This window comes from Pseudomonas sp. C2.3V (assembly GCF_058536325.1).
This window is the reverse complement of the sequence record NZ_JBZUBN010000001.1, coordinates 3,201,142-3,222,704: the sequence shown is the minus strand read 5'-3', so window position 1 is coordinate 3,222,704 and position 21,563 is coordinate 3,201,142. Positions and strand designations below refer to the sequence as shown.

At 56.8% G+C, this 21,563-nt stretch carries 26 protein-coding genes; 10 read left to right on the top strand and 16 right to left on the bottom strand.

Annotated features, from left to right (window positions below; translation table 11 throughout):
• Window positions 1-6 precede the first annotated feature (6 nt).
• Together pcaD and pcaC are read left to right on the top strand one after the other, a co-directional pair.
• Entirely contained in the window at window positions 7-795 is a 789-nt protein-coding gene (gene pcaD / locus AC4LF3_RS15400) for a 3-oxoadipate enol-lactonase (protein WP_491835685.1), read from the top strand.
• A gap of 11 nt (window positions 796-806) precedes the next feature.
• On the top strand, window positions 807-1,217 hold the full coding sequence (gene pcaC / locus AC4LF3_RS15395) for a 4-carboxymuconolactone decarboxylase (protein WP_010795464.1): 411 nt from the start codon (window positions 807-809) through the stop codon (window positions 1,215-1,217).
• A gap of 56 nt (window positions 1,218-1,273) precedes the next feature.
• On the opposite strand, the gene AC4LF3_RS15390 is transcribed toward pcaC, so the two are convergent.
• Complete coding sequence (locus tag AC4LF3_RS15390; protein ID WP_286787394.1) at window positions 1,274-2,557, bottom strand: OprD family porin; 1,284 nt, start codon at window positions 2,555-2,557, stop codon at window positions 1,274-1,276.
• 569 nt (window positions 2,558-3,126) lie between these two features.
• Complete coding sequence (sseA, locus tag AC4LF3_RS15385) at window positions 3,127-3,978, bottom strand: 3-mercaptopyruvate sulfurtransferase (protein WP_312271428.1); 852 nt, start codon at window positions 3,976-3,978, stop codon at window positions 3,127-3,129.
• A gap of 204 nt (window positions 3,979-4,182) precedes the next feature.
• Here sseA and epsC point away from each other — a divergent pair, with 204 nt between their 5' ends.
• The gene (epsC, locus tag AC4LF3_RS15380; protein WP_010795461.1) at window positions 4,183-5,130 is read left to right on the top strand and encodes a serine O-acetyltransferase EpsC; all 948 of its coding nucleotides are present in this window, start codon (window positions 4,183-4,185) and stop codon (window positions 5,128-5,130) included.
• Between the two features lie 290 nt (window positions 5,131-5,420).
• On the opposite strand, the gene AC4LF3_RS15375 is transcribed toward epsC, so the two are convergent.
• On the bottom strand, window positions 5,421-5,552 hold the full coding sequence (locus AC4LF3_RS15375) for a hypothetical protein (protein ID WP_010795460.1): 132 nt from the start codon (window positions 5,550-5,552) through the stop codon (window positions 5,421-5,423).
• Window positions 5,553-5,846: 294 nt separating this feature from the next.
• Here AC4LF3_RS15375 and AC4LF3_RS15370 point away from each other — a divergent pair, with 294 nt between their 5' ends.
• The 3 genes from AC4LF3_RS15370 (at window position 5,847) to AC4LF3_RS15360 (ending at window position 8,527) form a co-directional block, all read left to right on the top strand.
• Entirely contained in the window at window positions 5,847-6,989 is a 1,143-nt protein-coding gene (locus tag AC4LF3_RS15370) for a hypothetical protein (RefSeq protein WP_491835682.1), read from the top strand.
• 280 nt (window positions 6,990-7,269) lie between these two features.
• On the top strand, window positions 7,270-8,220 hold the full coding sequence (gene cbpA / locus AC4LF3_RS15365) for a curved DNA-binding protein (protein ID WP_312508921.1): 951 nt from the start codon (window positions 7,270-7,272) through the stop codon (window positions 8,218-8,220).
• A gap of 1 nt (window position 8,221) precedes the next feature.
• Entirely contained in the window at window positions 8,222-8,527 is a 306-nt protein-coding gene (locus AC4LF3_RS15360; RefSeq protein WP_125887792.1) for a chaperone modulator CbpM, read from the top strand.
• A 42-nt stretch (window positions 8,528-8,569) separates the two neighbouring features.
• On the opposite strand, the gene AC4LF3_RS15355 is transcribed toward AC4LF3_RS15360, so the two are convergent.
• From AC4LF3_RS15355 to AC4LF3_RS15340, 4 genes are all read right to left on the bottom strand, one after another.
• Window positions 8,570-9,262 carry a TIGR04211 family SH3 domain-containing protein gene (locus AC4LF3_RS15355; RefSeq protein WP_372238907.1) on the bottom strand — a complete coding sequence of 231 codons (693 nt, stop codon included), beginning with the start codon at window positions 9,260-9,262 and terminating at the stop codon, window positions 8,570-8,572.
• Window positions 9,263-9,749: 487 nt separating this feature from the next.
• Complete coding sequence (locus AC4LF3_RS15350; RefSeq protein WP_491836302.1) at window positions 9,750-10,340, bottom strand: NUDIX domain-containing protein; 591 nt, start codon at window positions 10,338-10,340, stop codon at window positions 9,750-9,752.
• A gap of 134 nt (window positions 10,341-10,474) precedes the next feature.
• A complete protein-coding gene (locus AC4LF3_RS15345) occupies window positions 10,475-10,837 on the bottom strand; it encodes a COG4315 family predicted lipoprotein (protein WP_491835681.1) in 363 nt (120 codons plus the stop codon).
• A gap of 135 nt (window positions 10,838-10,972) precedes the next feature.
• Window positions 10,973-11,197 carry a hypothetical protein gene (locus AC4LF3_RS15340; protein WP_010795453.1) on the bottom strand — a complete coding sequence of 75 codons (225 nt, stop codon included), beginning with the start codon at window positions 11,195-11,197 and terminating at the stop codon, window positions 10,973-10,975.
• Between the two features lie 251 nt (window positions 11,198-11,448).
• Here AC4LF3_RS15340 and AC4LF3_RS15335 point away from each other — a divergent pair, with 251 nt between their 5' ends.
• Entirely contained in the window at window positions 11,449-12,249 is an 801-nt protein-coding gene (locus tag AC4LF3_RS15335) for a glycosyltransferase family 9 protein (protein ID WP_219653254.1), read from the top strand.
• 31 nt (window positions 12,250-12,280) lie between these two features.
• On the opposite strand, the gene yedF is transcribed toward AC4LF3_RS15335, so the two are convergent.
• Window positions 12,281-12,553, bottom strand: a complete 273-nt coding sequence (gene yedF / locus AC4LF3_RS15330) for a sulfurtransferase-like selenium metabolism protein YedF (RefSeq protein ID WP_197870829.1) — start codon at window positions 12,551-12,553, stop codon at window positions 12,281-12,283.
• The gene (yedE, locus tag AC4LF3_RS15325; RefSeq protein WP_491835679.1) at window positions 12,498-13,733 is read right to left on the bottom strand and encodes a selenium metabolism membrane protein YedE/FdhT; all 1,236 of its coding nucleotides are present in this window, start codon (window positions 13,731-13,733) and stop codon (window positions 12,498-12,500) included. Before yedE ends, yedF begins: the two co-directional genes overlap by 56 nt.
• 235 nt (window positions 13,734-13,968) lie before the next feature.
• Here yedE and AC4LF3_RS15320 point away from each other — a divergent pair, with 235 nt between their 5' ends.
• The gene (locus AC4LF3_RS15320) at window positions 13,969-14,979 is read left to right on the top strand and encodes an AI-2E family transporter (protein WP_219653256.1); all 1,011 of its coding nucleotides are present in this window, start codon (window positions 13,969-13,971) and stop codon (window positions 14,977-14,979) included.
• A gap of 115 nt (window positions 14,980-15,094) precedes the next feature.
• Window positions 15,095-15,361, top strand: a complete 267-nt coding sequence (locus AC4LF3_RS15315) for a DksA/TraR family C4-type zinc finger protein (protein WP_074825024.1) — start codon at window positions 15,095-15,097, stop codon at window positions 15,359-15,361.
• 29 nt (window positions 15,362-15,390) lie between these two features.
• On the opposite strand, the gene AC4LF3_RS15310 is transcribed toward AC4LF3_RS15315, so the two are convergent.
• Window positions 15,391-15,987 (bottom strand): NUDIX domain-containing protein, encoded by a 597-nt coding sequence (locus AC4LF3_RS15310; protein WP_491835677.1) that lies wholly within the window; start codon window positions 15,985-15,987, stop codon window positions 15,391-15,393.
• Window positions 15,988-16,222: 235 nt separating this feature from the next.
• On the opposite strand from AC4LF3_RS15310, the gene AC4LF3_RS15305 reads away from it, so the two are divergent.
• Window positions 16,223-17,032, top strand: coding sequence for a DsbA family protein (locus tag AC4LF3_RS15305; RefSeq protein ID WP_312271435.1), 810 nt, complete (start codon window positions 16,223-16,225; stop codon window positions 17,030-17,032).
• A 71-nt stretch (window positions 17,033-17,103) separates the two neighbouring features.
• Here the strand turns inward: AC4LF3_RS15305 and ureC are convergent, their stop codons facing one another.
• From ureC to AC4LF3_RS15275, 6 genes are all read right to left on the bottom strand, one after another.
• Window positions 17,104-18,804 (bottom strand): urease subunit alpha, encoded by a 1,701-nt coding sequence (gene ureC / locus AC4LF3_RS15300; RefSeq protein ID WP_312271436.1) that lies wholly within the window; start codon window positions 18,802-18,804, stop codon window positions 17,104-17,106.
• A gap of 185 nt (window positions 18,805-18,989) precedes the next feature.
• Window positions 18,990-19,295: an urease subunit beta gene (locus AC4LF3_RS15295; protein ID WP_010795442.1), complete on the bottom strand. Its 306-nt coding sequence runs from the start codon at window positions 19,293-19,295 to the stop codon at window positions 18,990-18,992.
• Window positions 19,292-19,828 (bottom strand): GNAT family N-acetyltransferase, encoded by a 537-nt coding sequence (locus tag AC4LF3_RS15290; protein WP_491835674.1) that lies wholly within the window; start codon window positions 19,826-19,828, stop codon window positions 19,292-19,294. The genes AC4LF3_RS15295 and AC4LF3_RS15290 overlap by 4 nt, the downstream gene beginning before the upstream one ends.
• Window positions 19,821-20,333: a GNAT family N-acetyltransferase gene (locus tag AC4LF3_RS15285; protein ID WP_286787401.1), complete on the bottom strand. Its 513-nt coding sequence runs from the start codon at window positions 20,331-20,333 to the stop codon at window positions 19,821-19,823. Before AC4LF3_RS15285 ends, AC4LF3_RS15290 begins: the two co-directional genes overlap by 8 nt.
• Before the next feature lie 7 nt (window positions 20,334-20,340).
• On the bottom strand, window positions 20,341-20,643 hold the full coding sequence (locus tag AC4LF3_RS15280; RefSeq protein ID WP_010795439.1) for an urease subunit gamma: 303 nt from the start codon (window positions 20,641-20,643) through the stop codon (window positions 20,341-20,343).
• The gene (locus AC4LF3_RS15275; RefSeq protein ID WP_312271437.1) at window positions 20,643-21,482 is read right to left on the bottom strand and encodes an urease accessory protein UreD; all 840 of its coding nucleotides are present in this window, start codon (window positions 21,480-21,482) and stop codon (window positions 20,643-20,645) included. Before AC4LF3_RS15275 ends, AC4LF3_RS15280 begins: the two co-directional genes overlap by 1 nt.
• Window positions 21,483-21,563: the final 81 nt, after the last annotated feature.

The window sequence follows — 21,563 nt, the reverse complement described above, 5'->3', positions numbered from 1 at the left end:
ATTCCTGTGCCAACTGTGCAACTCGCCGAGGGCGAACTGAATTACCGTTTCGATGGCCGCGAAGACGCGCCGGTTCTGGTACTGTCCAACTCGCTGGGCACTGATCTGCATATGTGGGATGACCAGATTCCCGCCTTTACCGAGCATTTTCGCGTACTGCGCTATGACACACGCGGCCATGGCGGCTCCACCGTCACGCCCGGTCCGTACACCATTGAGCAATTGGGCCATGACGTCTTGGCGCTGCTGGATGCGCTCAAGGTTCAGAAAGCCTTTTTCTGTGGACTGTCCATGGGTGGACTGACCGGGCAGTGGCTGGCAGTAAACGCCAGTGACCGTATCCAGCGTGTCGTTATCTGTAATACCGCCGCTAAGATCGGAACGGCAGACGGTTGGAATGACCGTATCGATACGGTTTTGAAGGGCGGCCAGGCGGCCATGGTCAATCTGCGTGATGCCTCTGTTGGGCGCTGGTTTACGCCTGAGTTCTCCCAGGCAGAGCCAGCCAAAGTCAAGCGCATTACCGACATGCTCGCAGCTACCTCGCCAGAAGGGTATGCCGCCAATTGTGCTGCCGTGCGTGACGGTGATTTTCGTGAGCATCTCAAGGCCGTCACCGTTCCGGTGCTTATCGTGGCGGGTACGCACGATGCCGTCACCACACCGGCCGACGGTCACTACATGCAGGCTCAAATTCCGAATGCCGAGTATGCGGAATTCGATGCTGCGCATCTTTCCAATGTACAGGCCGGCGAAGCATTCAGTCGCCGTGTCCTGGCTTTCCTGACGGCTTAGGAGATCTCGAGATGGACGAACGCGAACGTTATGAAAAGGGCATGGAGGTCCGTCGCGCGGTATTGGGCGATGCCCATGTGAATCGCAGCCTGGAAAAGCTCACGCCATTCAACGAGGAGTTTCAGGAGATGATCACCCGGCATGCCTGGGGTGATATCTGGACCCGTCCGGGCCTGCCGCGGCATACCCGTAGCCTGATTACCATTTCCATGCTGATTGGGATGAACCGAAGCGAAGAACTCAAGCTGCATCTGCGCGCCGCTGCCAACAACGGTGTAACGCGCGATGAGATCAAGGAAGTGATCATGCAGAGCGCCATTTATTGCGGTATCCCGGCGGCCAACGCGACCTTCCATTTGGCCGAGTCAGTATGGGATGAGCTGGGCGTGGAGTCACGCCAAACTCAATATGAAGGGCAGTAGGCAAGGCGTTATAAAAAAGCCCGTCGAAAGACGGGCTTTTTGTATTGACCTGGCGCTTACAGAATCGAGATCGGGTAGCTGAAGATCAGGCGGTTCTCGTCGACATCGTTGTTGCTGCCATAGTCGCGGCGGACCATAGAGTTTCTCCAACGCATGTTCAGGTCCTTGAGCGGGCCGCTCTGGAAGGTATAGGCCACATCGAAGTTACGTTCCCATTCCGAGCCGTCATCATTGGCAGCGTTGACGTAGATGTTGTCACCATGGCCGTAACGCGCCATGAAGGCCAGACCCGGAATACCCATAGCAGCAAAGTTGTAGTCGTAACGCAGCTGCCACGAGCGTTCCTTGGCATTATCAAAGCTCTGGGTAAACATGTCGTTTACGATACTGCCGCCGCTGGAACCGTTAACGCTCAGCCAGCCGTTATCACCGCTGACGCGCTGATAACCTACGGTAAACTTGTGGCCACCAATACCGGCGGACAACTGTCCAGTGAAGAGTTTGTTGTCCAGGTTGCCCGCGCGCGCTTGGCCTTCCTCTTCACCGGTGAAGTAACCCAGGTTCGCGCCCAGGCTCCAGTCCCCGAACTTCTGGGTATGGGTCAGGTTGAAGAAGTTCTGCTTGTAGACATCTTCGAACTGCGCGTGCCATACGCCAACCATGGTGCGCTTCTCGTTGAAGGTGTATTCACCCCCTACATAATTGAAGCGATCCGAAGAGGCTGCACGAATCTGACGGGCACCGCCGGTCGTGATGGACAGATCCTCCATGTTGGAGGAGTTACGCAGGCTCACCTGGCGAATCTGCGCAGCATAGAACGTGAAGCCGTCCAGTTCCTTGGAGGTTAGTGTCGCACCGCGGAATGTCTGAGGAAGCAGACGACCATCGTTGAAGCGAAGCACCGGTACGTTAGGCATCAATTCGCCTAACAACAGATCAGTCTTAGAAATGCGAGCCTTGAAGGTAGCGCCCACGCGGCCAAAGTCGTCTGCCGCACGGCCATCACTCCCTACAGGTAGCAGCTGCGTACCGGCACGGTCCGGGCTGCTGTCGAGCTTGAGACCATATAGGGCGGTCAGGTCCAGACCAAAACCTATGACGCCCGGTGTGTAACCCGAGGTTGCCGTCATAATGAAACCTTGGCCCCATTCTTCGACCTTGCTCTGTTGAGCGCTGGTACCGTTGCGGAAATCCCGGTTGAAGTAATAGTTGCGGGTCATCACGTTGACTTTGGCGTCTTCCAGAAAACCTTCGGCATGAGCAGCCATCGGTAATGCCAAGGCCAGCGCAAGCGGTGTGAGTCCAATAAACGCAGGAACAGAGAGATAGCGAAGGGTCATTATTGTTGTACTCCCATGAGTAATGGTGCCGCACCTGAGCGCAATCTCTTACGGATTGATTTATCAGAGGCGGAGAGGCCCTGATCCTCAGGGCATTTCATGTCCGGCCTGAATAGGCAGCCGAACCTAAGCGGACGCGCAAACGCCTCCGCGAAATCTGGAAGAGGGGGGAATATCGGGCGGGAAAATTAAGGCCGTACAGGGTGCAATCTTCAACATTCAGGTTATTCCATTATTGAATTTATTGTGGAATTCACCCTTGTGCCTTATGGCCAGGGTTGTACGATGACGTGCCGCGATAATGCTATCGATTCGCTACCTAAAGCAATAGCCATTTGTTCGTTTATCGCACTTGAAAGACCGTATGAGACCAATGGCTTAACTGTATGCCTGATAACACTTTTAAGTAGCACATAAGCGGCCGAGCCCTGAAACAGCGTGGCTCAGAGAAGAAGATCTGTCTTGTTCGAGACCCTGGAAAAGGCGTCTATTAGACCAAAGAATAATCTTTGCAGCCTACGCCGCCGTGGTGGGGCGGTACCGTCAGAGGAGCGATACCGCGGGAATGATCAAGCCTGTCCTGTCGCTTTGGGGGTATCTGAGCGCGAGCCCCATTCTGTCCAGGAGCCGTCGTACAGGGCCCCTTCCGGTAGGCCTGCCACTGCCAGTCCCAGGAGAAGAACGGCAGCTGTCACGCCGCTGCCGCAACTGGTAACCACTGATCGTGAGCCATCCGCACCCGCATGTGCAAAGCGCGCGCGGAGCGTCTCGACATCCTTGAACGTGCCGTCAGCATTGAGAAGATCGGTATAGGGCAGGCTGGCGCTACCTGGAATATGCCCGGAGGCCAGGCCTGCACGCGGCTCGGGCACCGACCCCTCGAAGCGATTGGCCGCGCGTGCATCCAGTACCTGCTCGAGGCGGCTGTCGAGGTTGGCCTGGATATCGCCCAGGCCCCGTAGCATTCTGGCGTGGAACGTGGCTTCGAACGTCTGGGCCGGTACGACAGGTGCCGGACCTTGTTCTACAGGTCGATGTTCGCTCTGCCACTTGGGAAGGCCTCCATCGAGCACTGCGACCTGATCATGGCCGAAGAGGCGAAACATCCACCAGGCACGCGCTGCTGAAAACAACCCTTTCTGGTCATAAACCACAACGCGGGACTGGTTTTTGACCCCCAGCTCACCTACCAGCCGGGCGAAACGACCTTGGGAGGGCACCATGTGCGGCAGCGTTGTGTCCTGATCTGAAATCTCTTCGATATCGAAGAAGCGAGCACCGGGTAAGTGAGCAGCCTCATACTCGGCGCGTGCATGTTTCGACTCATTGGGCAGGTAGACACTGGCATCGAATATCACCAGGTCTTTGTTGCCCAATGCGTTGGCAAGCCACTCGGTACTGACCAGAGGGCCAAACGTCATAAGAGTTCTCCTGTATGAATGTTTCACTCGTGGTTGCCTTGACGCCAGGCGGTGCGGCGTTGGCAGGTCTGTCCCCATCCTATCCGATCGGGCAGGCGATGCGGTAAGGTACGAGCAGGCGTTGGGGCGCGCTCGATCAGCCGCAACGTTTTATTGTCGAACCCAGGACCGGCCCGCGCCGGTTCTTTTTCCAGGAACGTGGTAATGAGCGATTCAAATGCGGTGCGGGGTAAAGCCCCGGGGATCAACTGGCAACTGGAACGAATCGTAGATGAGCTGCATGACGCTCGTAACGAATGGCGTAGCCAGCATGGCCGAACGCGAGAACTGAGCAGCCGTGAACTGCCGTCGCGAGCGGTAATGAGCGAGATCCTCGAGTCGCTCTGTAGCGCCTTGTTTCCGCTCCGTCTGGGACCAAATGACCTACGTGCGGAAAGCGAAGACTTTTTCGTAGGGCATGTGCTGGACCGTGCACTCAATGCTCTGTTAGGGCAGGTACGGCTGGAGCTATGTTATACCGCTCGGCAGCGGGGAACCTCTGAGTGCTCGGTCGAAGATCCGGCGCAGCGCATTGTGCAGGACTTTGCCTTGGCATTGCCTGATCTGCGGCGTCTTTTGGATACCGATGTGCTGGCAGCCTACCGGGGCGATCCGGCGGCGCGTAGCGTGGATGAGGTACTGCTGTGCTATCCCGGTATTCTGGCCGTGATCTACCATCGTCTGGCGCATCAGCTCTATCGTTCGGACCTGCCGCTACTGGCGCGCATGATTGCAGAGCTGGCTCATTCAGCCACGGGTATCGATATCCATCCAGGGGCGCAGATCGGCCCCAGCTTCTTTATCGATCATGGTACCGGCGTGGTTATCGGCGAGACAGCTATCATTGGCGAGCGGGTCCGGATCTATCAGGCTGTGACTTTAGGCGCCAAGCGCTTCCCGGCCGATGAGTCCGGTAATCTGCAAAAAGGGCATCCACGCCATCCGATCGTCGAGGACGATGTGGTGATCTACGCCGGCGCGACGATTCTAGGACGCATCACTATCGGAAAAGGCTCCACCATTGGCGGTAATGTCTGGCTGACGCGCAGTGTTCCGGCGTTTAGCAACGTGACCCAGGCCAACTTGCAAGGATGCTCCAACAGCGATCAGTAAAGGTGCCGCTCGGCAGGCTAACGCTTCAATACGCAACATGCCCTGACTGCCACAGGCATGAGGGGCACGATTGCTATCCAGGAATGATTGCGCCGGATGTCGAAGGCGGCAGCCAGGCTTTCAACGCTGCTGCGTTCGGTGATTCTGATCCGTCCCCTGATGGCCAACCCGTTAGCGCATCCGTGATGGACAGGCGTTGGGAGACATCAGGCACAAAAAAGGGTTGAAGCTATAGGTATATAGTCTTCAACCCCAAGACCGAGTAGAAGAAATCCGATCGACTGATCAGATCATGGTGAAATCGGGTCGCTGGCAGGGAAGGTTTCCTCTACGGCCTGGTCTAGCTGGTCGTCATCGACGTCACGATTATCGAGGTCTTCGTTTTCAGCGTTCTGGTTTTCGGGGTGCTTGATGTCGCTCATGTTCGTCTCCCGTTCGGGCCTTATTCAGGCGTTATCCATTAGGCCGTAAGGGCGTCGTAAGGTTCTAACCGCCCATCCATAAGGTGCCGGTCATCGCTTGGCAAAAGGCAAGGCGCACATATTTTCAATCTTTCGATTGATACCCATCGCTGCGTTAAACAGTGAACATAGACTCCCGACTCACAATGCCTAATCGCTAGGGTGCCTTTGCAGGTTCTTGCGCAACGGTAATGCGGTAATGGCCTTCCAAGCCTTGCTGTACCTCTGGTGGAATAAACATTCATGGAGAGAGCTATGTTTATCTTCAAACCGCTCGCCGCTGCCGTTCTCGCGGTGTTAGCCACGCAAGCCTTCGCTGAAAACAATACGGCCCGACAGGACCAGCACGGTGTGCTCAATACGGCTACGATCGAGCAGTCCGGCTCCGGTAACGCCGCCAAGCAGTCGCATAGCGGTTACGCCAATGAGGCTCGCCTGACTCAGGCCAATAGCCAAGCCGGTATTGCACAGCAGGCACAGGCGGGCAATTACAACGTCGCGACTGTCGAGCAGGCCGACTCGACCAGTGCCTATTCCAACCAATACCAGTATGGCTGGAACAATCAGGCGTCGGTCTCCCAGCAAGCTTCCGAATCGGCTTCAGTCAACCAGAGCCAGACAGGCACTGCCAACGAAGCTGAAACCGAGCAACTAAACACGACCCAGGCAACCTCCCGGATTACGCAAAACGGCAATACTCATTGGGCCCATACGCTGCAGGAAGGGGCCGTGGCCAGTGAAGTATCCGTTAATCAACAGGGCGACAATCACACCGCTCTACTGTGGCAGCGGGACGGCTCCAATAACGTTGCGACGGTCATTCAGACAGGGAACGATACCTCCGCCAATATCTACCAGCTGGACAGCCAGGGTTCCGTGGCCACGCTTGAGGTCAGTGGTGTGAATACCTCGGCCTATGTCACCCAGCGCGGTACGCAGCAGCAAGCCGCTGTCCGTATCGACGGTCAGAATGGCGGCGCCCTGGTCACTCAGGAAGGCAGCAATAACGACGCAGACACTACCCAGAGTGGTGTCTCGAACAGTATCGATGCTTTCCAGGCAGGTGACTGGCAGGCCGCTCAGCTCAGCCAGGTGGGTGACTACAACATTGCGACCGCCAACCAGACCGGGACCGGTAACGAGTTCTATGCCGACCAGACCGGCAACAGTAACGTCCTGTACGGCACGCAAGAGGGTAGCGACAACATCCTGAGCGCTTCGACCGAAGGCTCGCTCAATGAAATCACCATCGGGCAGCAGGGCGATCGTAACGTGGCGTATCTCAGCCAGCTGAGCGGGTCGGATAACCACATCACGCTACAGCAGACCGGTGCTGATCTACGGGTCAATCTGAGCCAATCCGGCACAGGCAACCGCGTCAATCTGATTCAGCAGTAAAACTGATCCTCTTTCGCGCACCGCCTTCGCACAGGCGGTGCGCGCCTGAAGCCGCTTGGCAAACGGCTGCCTTCCGTGTCTTTTTCGCAACCGGCACTGGATTCCTGGCGTACTGTCCACATCTTTATCGAAGGGTGTTTGTGTCGTGCACTGACCTGTATCAGCGCCATACCGGGCTGATAGGGCTATGGTTATAGACAGGCACGATCACCGGGCAGCGACAGGCCTGTCATAGCTGTCTGCTTTTGACTGTTGTCGATTGACGAGACGGTGAGGTTCGATGGAATTCAAAGATTATTATGCGCTACTGGGCGTCGACCCGGGCGCAGACGAAAAAGCGATCAAGACCGCATACCGCAAGCTAGCGCGCAAATATCATCCAGATGTCAGCAAAGAGCCGGATGCGGAAAACAAATTCAAGGAAGTCTCCGAGGCCTATGAGGTTCTCAGAGATCCGGAAAAACGAGCCGAATACGATCAACTACGCCAGTACGGCCGGGCCGGGCAGCAGTTCGAGCCGCCGCCAGGCTGGGAGTTCAACGGCAATTTTGGCGGAGGAGGAGACGGGCAGTACGAGCGGCATTTTTCCGATTTCTTCGAATCTGTTTTTGGTGCCCGACCCGGTAGTGGGCGCGGCCAGGAGCGTAATGCCGGACGAAGAGGGCAGGATGTGGAAATGGAACTGCCGTTGTTTCTCGAAGACACGCTGTCGGACGAGCCGCGGACCATCAACTATCGGGTGCCTAGCTATAGTGCGAACGGGCTGCGTCACGAGAGCGTACCCAAGAGCCTGAACGTACGCATTCCGGCAGGCGTGACCGATGGCGAGCGAATCCGGTTGAAAGGGCGGGGCGCCCCAGGGCTCAATGGCGGACCCGACGGCGATCTTTATCTGGTTGTCCGGCTGGTTCCTCATCCACTCTTCGATGTCGACGGGCATGACCTGCTTCTGACCGTTCCGCTTGCACCCTGGGAAGCTGCACTGGGCGCCAAGGTAACTGTTCCCACCTTGAGCGGAAAGCTGCAATTGACCGTTCCGGCCAACAGCCAGGCGGGGCAGCGTTTACGTCTCAAGGGTAAGGGGTTGCGAACCCGGAAGGGCGGTGCAGGAGACCTGTACGCCGTGATCAAGATTGTCATGCCCAAGACTCATGATGAGGCTACTCGGAAACTATGGGAGCAATTGGCAAACAAGGCCAGCTTCAACCCCAGAAGTGAGTGGAGGGACTGAGATGACCACCGTAATCGTGGAATTTGACATCAAAGAGATCAGCCAGCTGGTCGATACGCCAGTGACTCACATCGTCGAGCTTGTCGAGCATGGCATCGTCGAGCCACGCGGGCCGCGACCAGAAGTATGGGTATTCGACCTGCCAGCGTTGCATACGGTACGTCGTGCCGTACGGCTGCAACGAGAGCTTGAGCTGGACTGGGCGGGCATCGCACTGGCGCTCGACCTGCTGACCCAGGTAGAAACCCTGCGTATGGAAAACCGCATGCTCAGGCAGCGGCTTGCCCGCTTTGTGCTTGATGAGTAAAAGGAGGGCTCCAGGCACATATGTTGTGCTGGAGCCTGCCCTTTAGAACCAGCGATCGTTGCGCTTTCTGCGACCCGCAAATGACGGCAGGATCAAACCTGCCAACAGGCCGGCTCCGGCAATACTGCCTCCGTAAACGAGATAGCGCATCATGGCATCTTTGTTCTCATCACCCAGGCGCGCCTTAACGCTGCGAAGTTCGGACTGTGCGTCGGTCAGTTCAGCATCTAGCTGGCGCCGGGTCTGCTCAAGTTCATCTATGCGTGCTTTGCGGGCGTCCATGGTTTCCTGCATGCCCTGAACGCGGGACTTCCAGCTGTCATCGATCGTCTTGAGCTTGCTGCTCAGCTCGTTTACCTGCTGTTCCAGTTGCGGTACACGCTCTACCGGGCCTGGCTGTTCCTGCAGTTCGCTGGAGCGAATCCATACCAGATCACCGCTTTCGCCTCGGATCTGGCTGTAATCACCTTGGGTGTTAACCAGCTCGACTTTCTGGCCGGACTTGAGTGATCCAACGATACGATAGCCATCGGTCGGGCCGCTGCGAACATAAGTGGACAGCGTATCGCTGACCCAACGGTCAGCCGCCTTGTTTTCCTGGGCCTGTACTTGACCCAGACCTGCTGTAAGGGCTGCTCCGAGCAAACAGGCGCTCCAGGTAGAGCCTTTGGAAAAAATGCGTGTGCCCTTGGCTAACGGGGTACGAGAAAAAAGGGCTGCGAGAAAAGTGGGCATAGGCATTAAATGGTCATGTAATAAAAGTATGAGAGCCTGGACAAAAGGCCATCTTTTGGAAAGGGCCGTACCGTAACAAGCCTGGCCTATGATCAGCAATCACCTCATGCAGAGTTTGTGCATGGAGCACGCCGCGCAGGAGTCGTCAAACAGGGTATATGCCAAATTCTGGCTAGAACCTGAACGATCCACACCTTTTCAGGCCAGTAAGCCGGAATATTATTTCCTGATGCGTCTATCCGGTGCTTGCATATCACGGGCTTGCCAGCATATTGGCTGGCCACTGATTCAACTGATAAGAGGTGTGCGACCTCCTGCAAACGCAGAGGTTTCTGCCTTTGCAGGAGAGGGGTCTAAAAGTGTGAAACGGCTTGAAAATCTGGTTAAAGCACGTCCTGGCCATGTTCAACGAAGAGCATGGTCGTAGGCCGCAAGGTCTGGATCAGGATATTCGCTTCGAGAGGCGGATTAGCCATGTGTACGATGTCTAGCGCTTAGGGAACAAGTAGAGCGCTGCATAGTGCACCAGCATGATGGTCTTGGCGTCCAGAATGCGTCCGGAGCGAATCATGTCCAGCAACTCATCGAAGCCAAACTCCATTACTTCGATGTCCTCACCTTCATCAGCCAGCCCACCCCCTTCGCTTCTATGTGTATCGCTATCGTATTCTGCCGCGAAGAAGTAGAGTTTTTCCGTGACCGAGCCCGGGCTCATGTAGGCTTCGAACAGCTTGGTGACATGATGGAGGTGGTATCCCGTTTCCTCTTCGATTTCAGCGCGGATGCGCTCTTCAGGCGCGGCGTTGTCGAGCAGGCCGGCCGGCGTTTCGATCAACATGCCATCAGGAATGCCATTGAGATAGGTCGGCAGGCGGAACTGTCGGATCAGCACAATGGTACGGCGCTCTAGGTTGTACAACAGTACCGTCGCGCCGTTGCCGCGGTCGTAGGTCTCACGGGTGTGCTGCTGTCGTGATCCATCACGCCGCTGGTAATCCAGGGTGTACTTGGTCAGCACGCCCCAATCATTGGCAAGAATCTGTGAGTCGAGGATACGGATGGGCGAGGAGTCGGTCATGAAGAGTTCTCGAAAGAGGGTATTCAGGCGGGCTGATGCCGGGCTCAGGTGCTGGGTATTGATGAGCATGCCAGTGCATCTTGGCAGCGGTGTGTCAGAAGGGAAACCGGCGCGGTAGCCGGTTTCCTGAGCCGTTATGGTTTGGCTATATGCCAGACACCACCCTTGCCATCGCCAGTCTTGTCACCAGCCTTTTTGTCCTGGACGAAGGTATACAGCGGCTTGCCCTTGTAGGTCCACTGCATGGCGCCATCTTCGCGCTCGATCACGGTCCAGGCATCCGAAGGCTTGCTACCAGCCTCTACCTTGAGCGGCGGCCAGTTTTCCGCGCATCTGCCATTGCAACTGGAAACACCTTCAGTGTCCTTGTCGTAGGTATATAGCGTTCTGCCCTGGTCATCGACCAGGACACCTTCTTTTTCCATCGCCGGGGAGGCTGCCAGCGCAGCGCTGGAGGCCAGAAGGGCAGTTACAGCAAGCAGGGCTTTGACAGTCATGGTGGTCTCTATGGGTAAACAACTTGTTATAAGCAGTTTCCTTGTCACCTACACACGGACCGGCGGTGCCGGGTAGTGTTCCTTACAGGTTCGGCTCCAGGGATTTTTTGACATGCCTTGTATAATGCTTCTCATCTATAACGTGGCAACCAGTTTGCCAATGGCGTCCAGTGCCAGCGCAAGCAGGGCGGCGATCCCGACAGAGCCTATAACCAGAGCCTTACCCCACCATACGCCCCATTTCACTAGGCCGGCCACAATGCCAACAGCGCAAAGCAGCAGCCCGAGCTGAAGATAGTAAGTCGTCCAGGCCAAGGTCTGAATGAACAGCAGCCATAGCTCGTTGAGTTCCTGGTACATCAAGCGCTCCGGTATCCGATCAGCCCACACTATCGCACGTCTGGCTGAAAAGCCGTGTGCCCCTGTGGTTACTCTGTGACGATGCTGTCGACAGCATCGCTCAGAACCGATGGAAATACCCGCTTACACCCTTGAAAGGTGTCTGCTTAACGAAACGCTTACGAATGCAGTTTGGTTAAGCAAATCTTAAGGATGAGCCTGCTAGTCTCCTGGCACATTTTGGGTTCGGCATTACATTCGGGAGAAATCGAATGGGATGGGGTGACGAGCTGATGGCTGCGGGTCAGGCCCGCGTGCATTATGAAAAGACACGGCAGAAAGTGGTGTTCGTGGATTGTGAGGGGCAGCCGCGCTGGTCGGAGATCTGGGAGAACAATCCCTATATTCTCAAACAGCCGGAGCCAGGGTGCGTCACGATATGCAACGCACCCAAGAGCCGTCCGTATATCTACCGCAAGAACAAGAAAGTCTGCGAGTGGCAGGTCTTTGAGCTGGTGCCTGGCGAGATATTTTTCTCTGCCCAGGAGTTGGTGTTCGGTCGACAACATGCCCAGGGCGCGATTGTCATTGAGCCCCATACCAAGGTAACCGATTCCAACAAGGCCTGGCTCTGGGAGCGTTGGGAACAGCTGGCTCGGTGCGGCTTCGACTTCGTGCAGTTGGGGCCGGAGGGAACCCGGCTGCTTCCAGGGGTACGGCATGTCGTGACGGCCAGCTTTCGCGAAGCGGCGGCCGTACTGGCTCACGCCCGGGGTTTTGTTGGGGCTGAAGGCGGAATGCACCATGCTGCTGCAGCGGTTTCAACGCCAGCCGTTGTGCTGTTTTCAGAGTTTATTTCGCCACGGGTCACGGGTTACCTGGGCCATATCAATCTGTATCAAGGCAAGACTCCGTTGGGTAATGGCGCACGGCTGCCCTGCAAGAAGTGCCGGGCGTCTATGCAGGCGATCACTGTCGATCAGGTGGTGTCGGCATTGAATGAATTGATGTCAGGCGGCTCAGCCATAAGGCCCGGTGTTGCCATGGCGCACCGAGTGGCTGCCGAGGCGTAAATTGAAGGGGGCCTCTAAAGAGGCCTCCTGACTACACGATGACGCTGGCTGCCGTCTGGCCTGCCTTTTCCGCAGGGACTTCGATCAGGAAGCGGAACAGCGAGCCATGCTGCTCGACGCTACGGCACAGATAGCCATAGCGTTGGGTATCCTCTGGAATGCCATGTACCGACTGCGCACAGTCGGTAATGACTTCGAGCAATTGACCAGCCTGCATCGTTTCCAGGGTTTCCAGTGTAGCGATGGCGTTATAGGGGCAGTGTTCGCCCCTCAGGTCGAGAGACAGATCCGGTTGTGTGCTCATGGGCTCTCCTGGAAGTGCCGAAACGGCGAGCGTTGAGTTGAACCAATAGCAGGGCGATAAAGGTTAGTAGCAAACCATAGCCAGGGCCGACGGCTTTCAGTAAGTCGATTTTGGGATAGGGAAGCGCCAGTGCATTACCCAGCTCGTCCCAATACACTGCCACCAACGTACCGCCAATCACATTGCCCAGGCCCACTACCCAGAAGTGCACCTGTCCTTCTACGGCGCGGTACATCCAGCCGGTCTCGCAGCCACCGGCCAATACGATGCCGATACCAAAGAGCAGGCCGCCAATGATGGCGTTCGGGCCCATCCAGAAAATCTTGGGCGCAACGCCCAGCTGAATTGCACCAAAGGTGCCAATGGACGCAACCGCCATGCCCAGCAGAATCCCTTGGGCAGCCCAAGTGCGGCCGGTCGTCCAGATGTCGCGGGCGGCGCTGGTAAAGCAGATCTGGGCCCGCTCGATCAGGGTACCGAACAAGAGTCCGAATACGCAGGCGATACCCAATACAAAGGAGGCCTCGAATCGCCAGGCGGCCAGCAGTGCCGCGGTACACAGTACGGTGATGCCCAGGCGGGACTGTGTTCTGGCCCGATGTGCAAGCGCATCCGGGGAGGGCAGGGATGAGCGGGTTTTGCCAACCTTGAGTGGCGCTCTCAGAAAGGGCAGCAGGCTGAGCTTCACCCCTATCCAGGCTCCCGCGACAGTCGCCAGCATGAAAGCCCACGCATGCAGGGAAAACATAGGGATGCCGGTAAAAAAGGCTGCCAGATTGCATCCCATGGCCAGGCGAGCACCGAAGCCTGCAACGATCCCACCAATCAATCCCTGCAGCAGGCGCCTACGACTGGTAGGCCAGCGCCAGCCCACATTGTCTGCGAACAACGCCATGCTCAAGGCACCGAGAAACATGCCGGCGATCATGACGCCATCGATCCGGTCCAGCGGGGTGCCCTGCAAACCGATGAGCTTGAAATAGCTCCATTCCTCAGGATGGAGGCCGAACCAGGACAGTACATGTCCTCCCCAACGGGTAAATTCTCCGGTGACGGCCCAGAACGTATGGGTGAGCGTGAAGTAATACGCCGAAAGGACACCCAAGGCGACCAGTGTCGGAAGGGGAGCCCAGAAGCGGACAAGGTACGTTTGACGAAAATGAGCGAGACCGGCGAACACGTGGCAAAGCCTCTGAAAGGGAAACGCGTAGTATAGAGCAACCCTTCATTTTGTAGTGGCTTTAGGCGTCATGCCGTCGAATTTTGAAAGACCCAGACATGAACGGTATTTCCCGCGCGGGCCCTTAACAGGGCACAATAGAGTTTGCGCAAGAGCCGCAGTCACCTCTGTTTTACGATAATGATTGATGGAATGGATTGCCTCCTTGAGGCTGCCTTACAACGCATAGGACATCATGCCCGTATTTACGCCTCGTCAGATTCTTCTGGGTAGCTGGTTCGTTATTCTGGCCAGCCTCATGTTGGTTTTTCCGCTTGGATTGGTCCCCAGTCTGTTTGCCGGTCTGCTGGTCTTTGAACTGGCCAATATGCTGGAGCCTCGCCTGCAGGGGCTTATTTCCGGTGATCGTGCCCGTATCGTAGCGGTAGCCCTGCTGGTGACCCTGGTTGTCTGTGTACTGGCCGTGTTCTTTGCGGGCGCGATCAGTTTTGTACTGCATGAAGTTCGCAATCCGGGCAGTCTGATCGATAAATTCATGGCGCTCACCGAGCGTGCCCGTGGGCAACTTCCGATGGCGCTCGATAAATACCTGCCCGCCAGCGCCGAAGATTTTCGTCACTCGGTCAATGAGTGGCTAGGTGCTCACCTGGGTGAGCTGCAGACCATTGGCAAAGATGCCATACACACGTTTGTCACCCTCGTAATTGGCCTGATCCTGGGCGCTGCCGTTGCTTTGCAGCGCAAGCGCAGCAGAGCCCAGGAACGTCCGCTGTCCACTGCGCTGCTGGACCGTGTGGCGCTGCTGTCAGAGGCATTTCGCAACGTGGTATTTGCCCAGGTAAAGATCTCCTTTATCAATACCATTCTAACAGCCGTCTTTCTTGCGGGTGTGTTGCCGCTCTGTGGCATCCACTTACCCCTGATCAAGACAATGATCGTAGCGACCTTCATTCTGGGGCTGCTGCCCGTGATCGGGAATTTGCTCTCTAATACCCTGATTCTGATCGTAGGGCTGTCGGTTTCGCTGTGGGTGGCAGTATCCGTAGGGTGCTATCTGGTCGCTATCCACAAGCTTGAGTATTTCCTTAATGCGCGCATTGTCGGAGGGCAAATCAAGGCCCGCTCCTGGGAATTACTGTTAGCCATGCTGGTTTTTGAATCGGCTTTCGGCCTACCAGGACTTGTGGCTGCGCCTATTTATTACGCCTATCTCAAAAGTGAGCTGACACGAGCAGATCTGGTGTAAACGAGTCGTAGGATGTCATTGGTCGGCTACGGCAAATGACGTTGCGCTGGCCTCTTGTTATAGGTGCAGATGTACCCATATCAACAGGATGTCTCACAGCTAATGGGAGAGTCCTATGGCCAGTGGTTGGGCAAACGACGGGGCGGTTCAAGAGCAGATCGACAGCACCATTGAAGATGCTATCCAGCGCGCTCGAAGCCAGATGGGGCGTGGTGAAAGCCTGACGCACTGCGAAGAGTGCGATGCGGTTATTCCCGAGGCTCGACGCCAGGCAGTAAAGGGCGTGCGCTTGTGCGTTAACTGTCAGGCCGCGCACGACAAGGAGCAGGCCAGATTCAGCGGCTATAACCGACGCGGCAGTAAGGACAGCCAGCTACGTTGAGCGTGCTGCCTGTCCTCTGTGAGGCCTGCTCATTCCGTGCTTTTGAATAGATACAAGGCTGCATGATAGAGCAGGACGATCGTTTTCATGTCCTTGATGCGGCCTTGCTCAATCAGGCTTAGCGCTTCATCGAAGCGTATCTCCAGTACTTCGATATCTTCGCCTTCATCTTCTACACCACCACCCCGAGATTGACGGCGTTCAGGATCATATTCCGCCGTGAAGAATGACAGCTTTTCAGTGACCGAACCGGGCGTCGAGTAAGCCTCGAACAGCGGAGCAGGCTGTCTGATCTCATAGCCGGTTTCTTCAAGAACTTCAGCCTTGATCCGCTCCTCAGGCGAGTCCTGATCCAGCTTTCCGGCGGGTGTCTCTAATAGCATGCCATCGGTTACGCCATTGACGAAGGCAGGAAAGCGAAATTGCCGGGTGAGCACAACGGTCCGCTGCGCCCGGTTATAGAGGAGCACGGTAGTGCTGTCGCCTGCATCGTAGGTCTCTCGGGTCAGCTGTTGCCATTGGCCGTTACGGCGGCGGTAGTCGAAGGTGTTTGTCTTGAGTACGGAGAAGCCTTCGGAGAGCACTTCGCTCTTCACTATCCGGATGAAGTCAGCTTGATCAGTCATTTACATTTACCTCGCTAAAACCATTCGGACTCTCATTCATGGCAAACGTCAGTTGAAGGCGACCAGCTGTCCCAAGGCATTCTGCTGGATTGCTTTCAGGTGTGCCGAATGCCTCAGGTTTGTGCCTGTTCCATTCAACCTGTTTTTGTAAAGGCCTCGGCATGCGGTACGATCATGAGCTTTCCGCCCACCGGCGGAGTGCTATTTCCCCTCGTTCATAGCCAAGGAACCACAGATGCAGAATTTCAAAGGTCGGACGCTGCGTGCCAAATCAGCTCTTGCAGCATTGGTTCTGGCCTGCGCTCCCTTTGCCCACGCCGATAGCAGTGTTGGCGGTTTCAATGCCAGCCAGCAGGATGCGATTGGCAAGATTGCCGCGGATTATCTGATCAAGCACCCTGAGGTGCTGGTTCAGGTCAGCCAGGCGTTGCAGCAGAAGCAACAGGAAGAGCAGATCAGTCAGCTGACCGTGGGTGCCGTAGCTTCCGCCGATGCCTTGCTCAACGATGCCAAGACGCCTGCCGTAGGGCCGAAGGATGCCAAGGTAGCGATCGTCGAGTTTTTCGATTACCAGTGCATCTATTGCTATCACATGTCCGAAACGGTCGAAAGGCTGATCAAGGCGAACCCCAACGTTCGCTTCATCTTCAAGGAATTTCCAGTCTTTGGTGCTCGCTGGCCTGCGTCCATCCTGGCGGCGGAAGCCGGTCAGTATGTGTATGCCAAGAAGGGCGGCGAGGCTTACCTGAAGTACCACAACGGTCTGTTTGCAACCGGCAAGAACGAGGGCAAGCTGACCGAGCAGGACGTGGAGAAGGCTCTGAAAGCCGTTGATCTGAAGCTGGCCGATGTCAAGGCTGACGCGAAGGCGCTAGAGTCCCAGATCCAGGCCAACATGGACCTAGGCAGCAAGATGCAGATCCAGGGTACGCCTACGTTCGTAGTCATGCCGACCAAGGGCGCAACTGCAGACAACGTGACCGTTATTCCCGGCGCGACCGATACGGAAAACCTGCAGAAGGCCATCGACGCCGCCAGCAAGTAATTCCGTTTATCCAAGGCAGCGTTATCGTTCAGAAGCGGTAACGCTGCCTTGGGCCTTCCGCAAGACCTTGATCAAAACAGGAAATACCGCTGTGCCATGGGCAATACTTCTGCCGGCTCGCACCACAACAGCTGTCCATCCGCTTTGACTTGATAATTCTGCGGATCGACTTCGATGGTGGGTAAATAGCCGTTATGGATCAGGTCGGTTTTCTTCACCGTACGGCAGCCCTTTACGACGCCAATCTGCTTCTTGAGGCCTAACTGGGCAGGCACACCTGCGTCACAGGCCGCCTGACTGATAAAGGTCAGGCTTGTGGCGTGACGCGCACCGGCGTAGCTTGCGAACATAGGTCGATAGTGAACCGGCTGTGGGGTAGGGATAGAGGCATTGGCGTCACCCATCAGGCTCGCCGCAATGGCACCGCCTTTTAGGATCAATGAGGGTTTCACGCCAAAGAAGGCCGGGCGCCACAAGACCAGGTCCGCCCATTTACCCACTTCGATGGAGCCCACTTCATGGCTGACGCCATGGGTAATGGCTGGGTTGATGGTATACTTAGCAATATAGCGTTTGGCGCGGAAGTTATCGTTGCCGGGGCCGTCTTCAGGCAAGGCGCCACGCTGCTTCTTCATCTTGTCGGCGGTTTGCCAGGTACGGGTTATGACCTCGCCTACCCGGCCCATGGCCTGGCTGTCAGAGCTGATCATTGAAAACGCGCCCAGGTCATGGAGGATATCCTCGGCAGCAATGGTCTCGCGGCGGATACGGCTCTCGGCGAAGGCTACGTCTTCAGCGATGCTTGGGTCGAGATGATGGCAGACCATGAGCATGTCCAGGTGCTCATCAATGGTGTTCTTGGTAAACGGCCGGGTTGGATTGGTGGAACTGGGCAGCACATTGGGGAAACCGCAGGCTTTGATGATATCCGGCGCGTGTCCACCACCTGCACCTTCAGTGTGATAAGTGTGAATGGTGCGGTCTTTGAATGCGCCCAGGGTTGTCTCGACAAAGCCAGACTCATTCAGCGTATCGGTATGGATTGCAACCTGGATATCGTACTGGTCAGCCACTGCAAGGCAGTTGTCGATAGCTGCCGGTGTCGTGCCCCAGTCCTCATGCAACTTAAGGCCAATAGCACCAGCCTTGATCTGCTCTATTAGCGGTTCGGAGACGCTCACATTGCCTTTGCCGGTAAAACCGATGTTCATCGGGAAGGCATCTGCCGCCTGCAGCATACGCGCCATATGCCAGGGGCCGGGCGTTACGGTAGTCGCATTGGTGCCTGTCGCTGGGCCTGTGCCTCCGCCGATCATGGTAGTCACACCACTCATGAGGGCCTCTTCGATCTGCTGCGGACAGATGAAGTGAATGTGACTATCGATGCCGCCTGCTGTGAGGATCATGCCTTCCCCAGCGATGACCTCTGTTGCGCCACCAATAGCAATCGTTACTCCCGGCTGGATGTCCGGGTTGCCTGCCTTGCCGATGGCTGCAATACGGCCATTCTTGAGGCCGACGTCCGCCTTCACGATTCCCCAGTGGTCAAGAATCAGCGCATTGGTGATCACCGTGTCGACCACGTCGGCTGCGCAGCGCTGACTCTGGCCCATGCCGTCGCGGATGACCTTGCCGCCCCCGAACTTGACCTCTTCACCGTAAACGGTGTGATCGTGCTCGACCTCAATCCACAGGTCCGTATCCGCCAGACGCACCTTGTCGCCCGTAGTGGGACCGAACATGTCGGCATAGGCTTGGCGTGAAATCTTCATATCACTCATCCTGATCGTGTAGGGAAGGGGGGCGCAGCGCCGGTCCCGTTCTGTGTTTCGGGTGTGGGTTGGTAGGGGGTATTACTGCCTTCAGGCGGCGCGCCTTGACCATCCTGGCAATGGGATGGAAGGTGCGAAGCAATACCCATCATCAAGACTGATATTCATTGCATCGGAGCTGCGCGTTATAAATGGCCCATCACACGGCCAGCAAAGCCATACACGATACGGTCGCCTGCCAGCTCCACCAGCTCTATATCGCGTGACTGACCCGGCTCGAAGCGTACTGCCGTACCCGCCGGAATGTTCAGGCGCATGCCACGGGCCTGCTCACGGTCAAAGGCGAGGGCATCGTTGGTTTCGAAGAAGTGATAGTGAGAGCCGACCTGGACAGGGCGATCCCCCGTGTTGGCTACCGTCAGGCTCAAGGTTCGACGACCGGCATTGAGTTCTATATCGCCGTCTTTGATCTGGTATTCGCCAGGGATCATGAGAGGCTCCTGAGCTGCTTGTAGTAAAGGGCGGTCGGGTGATAGGTACCGTCGGGGTTCGCGGCATAATCCGGGATTTCCCCGACACGCTGATATCCTCGGTATTGATAGAGCTGTTCGGCGCCTGAACCCGCCAGCGTATCGAGGTAGAGCAGGGTGCGCCCCATGTCCAATGCAGCGCTTTCCAGCGTGATCATCAGCCGATGTGCGATGCCGTGCCGCCGAGCGCCACGTAGTACCATCAACTTTTGTACTTCGGCGCGCTTGAGGCCATTGCGTTTGGTCGCTGGCGCCAGTTGCACGCTACCGGCCACCGTCCGGTCACCTAACAGCGCAACCCAGAGATGAAGGCCGCCATCTGCGATGTCCTGTTGAACGTTATCCAGATATGCGTCAACTTCGGCATCGCTCAGATCAGCCAGAAACCCGATCGAGGCGCCGCCTGCAACACAGTCACGCAAAAGGTCGCCTAAGCCCCGCCTGTAGTGTTGAAATGCCTCTGCACCGACGCGTTCAAGGGTGACGTCAACCATGATGGGACTCCAGTTTGAGTTGCATGAATGTAAGGTCCAGCCACCGATCGAACTTGCGGCCCACTTCCGGCATCTGGCCGGTCGTTACGAAACCCAGTCGCTCATGTAGGCGGATCGACGCGGTATTACCGCTCTCGATAGCCGCTACCATCATGTGTAGATTGGCCTTGCGGGCATACTCGATCAGCGCTTTCATCAACATGGGCCCGATGCCCTGACCACGCTGATCGCTGCGGACGTATACCGAATGCTCGACGGTATGACGGAAACCCTCAATGGTTCGCCAGGTGCCATAACTGGCATAGCCGACTACCTCACCGGCAGCATCACGGGCAACCAGTACGGGAAACCCCTGGGCGGTGCGGTCTGCCAGCCAGGCGCGGCGGTTGGCCAGATCGACCAGGGTCTCGTTCCAGATCGCCGTGGTGTTTTCTACGGCGTCGTTGTAGATGGCCAGAATGCCAGGCAGATCGGATTCGTGGGCAGGAGCGATAGAGCACGTCATAACAGCCTCAGGCAATCGGTTGGTGTACGGTTACAAGCTTGGTCCCGTCGGGAAAGGTAGCTTCCACCTGGATGTCTGGAATCATTTCCGGAACCCCTTCCATGACCTGTTCGCGGGTAAGCAGCGTGGTGCCGTAGTGCATCAGCTCGGCTACCGTCTGGCCGTCCCGGGCGCCTTCGAGCAGGGCGGCCGATATAAAGGCCATGGCCTCGGGATAATTGAGCTTGAGGCCCCTGGCCAGACGCCGTTCAGCCACAAGACCGGCAGTGAAAATCAATAGTTTGTCTTTTTCGCGAGGTGTCAAATCCATTAGGTGCTCCAGATGCGAGGAGAGACGGCGCGGCGGCCTAGCAGGGCAGGGCGTAACAGCGTCCAGAGTTCGATCAGCCAGGCACGTGCCGCCAACGCCTCATGGGCAAGACAACGAGCTACCAGCAGGCCAGGGAGTTGTGAGAGATCGCCACGGCCCTGGCACGGCAGGGCGCGGCAGGCCTGTAGCAGGGATTCGTCAATATCGCCGGTCACGATCAGCGTGGAGAAGACAGGATATCCGGCGAGTCCAATAGGCGATTCCAGTAAACGGTCGCCTCCGGCAATGCGCTGACGCTCATGCCATAGCAGATGGCCGTCGCGGTAGATGTCCAGATGAGACTGGAAGTGTCCTGTAGCAAAGCGCTCTTGGCTGGCGGGGCGACCCAGGGCAACCATGTCCCAGTAAAAAAGGCGGGCGTCACCTTCAAGATTGATACGGGTAGCTAGCTCGGCCTGCGCACCCGAGAAGACAATGGTTTCCTGAGGTAGCCATTCCAGCGTGGCGCCGGACTCGACGGCGACTGTGAGACACTGATGAGCCGGGCCTGTCGCGCAATACCACTTGGCGGCACCCGGACTGGTCAGTTGCGCCCAGGCCTGCTCACCGACACGAGCACTGATTGCCAGGCGATCTCCGCCAGCAATACCGCCAGGTGGGTGAACAATGATGTGCTGGCACACCTCCGGCCCCTCCGCGTGCAAATGCTTCTGCACCCGCAGTGGACCGGCATGCCGCCGCATGACTGGACGCGTCCAGTCATCTTGGCGCGCATAGGCCAGCTCCAGCTCGGCCTGCCAGGCAGGGGTAAACAGGGCGGATGTAATTGGTGCGTTCATCGGTTCTTATCTGTTTTGGTTTACCGTCAGCATCATTACGCTGAACTGCGGGATCATGGCATGCCGCGTGGGTGCTCTGGC

Excerpts from the sequence above, each read along its gene's own strand:
- pcaC (WP_010795464.1), top strand. The coding sequence starts at position 807 with ATGGACGAACGCGAACGTTATGAAAAGGGCATGGAGGTCCGTCGCGCG.
- AC4LF3_RS15390 (WP_286787394.1), bottom strand. The coding sequence starts at position 2,557 with ATGACCCTTCGCTATCTCTCTGTTCCTGCGTTTATTGGACTCACACCG.
- sseA (WP_312271428.1), bottom strand. The coding sequence starts at position 3,978 with ATGACGTTTGGCCCTCTGGTCAGTACCGAGTGGCTTGCCAACGCATTG.
- epsC (WP_010795461.1), top strand. The coding sequence starts at position 4,183 with ATGAGCGATTCAAATGCGGTGCGGGGTAAAGCCCCGGGGATCAACTGG.
- AC4LF3_RS15375 (WP_010795460.1), bottom strand. The coding sequence starts at position 5,552 with ATGAGCGACATCAAGCACCCCGAAAACCAGAACGCTGAAAACGAAGAC.
- AC4LF3_RS15370 (WP_491835682.1), top strand. The coding sequence starts at position 5,847 with ATGTTTATCTTCAAACCGCTCGCCGCTGCCGTTCTCGCGGTGTTAGCC.
- cbpA (WP_312508921.1), top strand. The coding sequence starts at position 7,270 with ATGGAATTCAAAGATTATTATGCGCTACTGGGCGTCGACCCGGGCGCA.
- AC4LF3_RS15360 (WP_125887792.1), top strand. The coding sequence starts at position 8,222 with ATGACCACCGTAATCGTGGAATTTGACATCAAAGAGATCAGCCAGCTG.
- AC4LF3_RS15355 (WP_372238907.1), bottom strand. The coding sequence starts at position 9,262 with ATGCCCACTTTTCTCGCAGCCCTTTTTTCTCGTACCCCGTTAGCCAAG.
- AC4LF3_RS15350 (WP_491836302.1), bottom strand. The coding sequence starts at position 10,340 with ATGACCGACTCCTCGCCCATCCGTATCCTCGACTCACAGATTCTTGCC.
- AC4LF3_RS15345 (WP_491835681.1), bottom strand. The coding sequence starts at position 10,837 with ATGACTGTCAAAGCCCTGCTTGCTGTAACTGCCCTTCTGGCCTCCAGC.
- AC4LF3_RS15340 (WP_010795453.1), bottom strand. The coding sequence starts at position 11,197 with ATGTACCAGGAACTCAACGAGCTATGGCTGCTGTTCATTCAGACCTTG.
- AC4LF3_RS15335 (WP_219653254.1), top strand. The coding sequence starts at position 11,449 with ATGGGATGGGGTGACGAGCTGATGGCTGCGGGTCAGGCCCGCGTGCAT.
- yedF (WP_197870829.1), bottom strand. The coding sequence starts at position 12,553 with ATGAGCACACAACCGGATCTGTCTCTCGACCTGAGGGGCGAACACTGC.
- AC4LF3_RS15320 (WP_219653256.1), top strand. The coding sequence starts at position 13,969 with ATGCCCGTATTTACGCCTCGTCAGATTCTTCTGGGTAGCTGGTTCGTT.
- AC4LF3_RS15315 (WP_074825024.1), top strand. The coding sequence starts at position 15,095 with ATGGCCAGTGGTTGGGCAAACGACGGGGCGGTTCAAGAGCAGATCGAC.
- AC4LF3_RS15310 (WP_491835677.1), bottom strand. The coding sequence starts at position 15,987 with ATGACTGATCAAGCTGACTTCATCCGGATAGTGAAGAGCGAAGTGCTC.
- AC4LF3_RS15305 (WP_312271435.1), top strand. The coding sequence starts at position 16,223 with ATGCAGAATTTCAAAGGTCGGACGCTGCGTGCCAAATCAGCTCTTGCA.
- ureC (WP_312271436.1), bottom strand. The coding sequence starts at position 18,804 with ATGAAGATTTCACGCCAAGCCTATGCCGACATGTTCGGTCCCACTACG.
- AC4LF3_RS15295 (WP_010795442.1), bottom strand. The coding sequence starts at position 19,295 with ATGATCCCTGGCGAATACCAGATCAAAGACGGCGATATAGAACTCAAT.
- AC4LF3_RS15290 (WP_491835674.1), bottom strand. The coding sequence starts at position 19,828 with ATGGTTGACGTCACCCTTGAACGCGTCGGTGCAGAGGCATTTCAACAC.
- AC4LF3_RS15285 (WP_286787401.1), bottom strand. The coding sequence starts at position 20,333 with ATGACGTGCTCTATCGCTCCTGCCCACGAATCCGATCTGCCTGGCATT.
- AC4LF3_RS15280 (WP_010795439.1), bottom strand. The coding sequence starts at position 20,643 with ATGGATTTGACACCTCGCGAAAAAGACAAACTATTGATTTTCACTGCC.
- AC4LF3_RS15275 (WP_312271437.1), bottom strand. The coding sequence starts at position 21,482 with ATGAACGCACCAATTACATCCGCCCTGTTTACCCCTGCCTGGCAGGCC.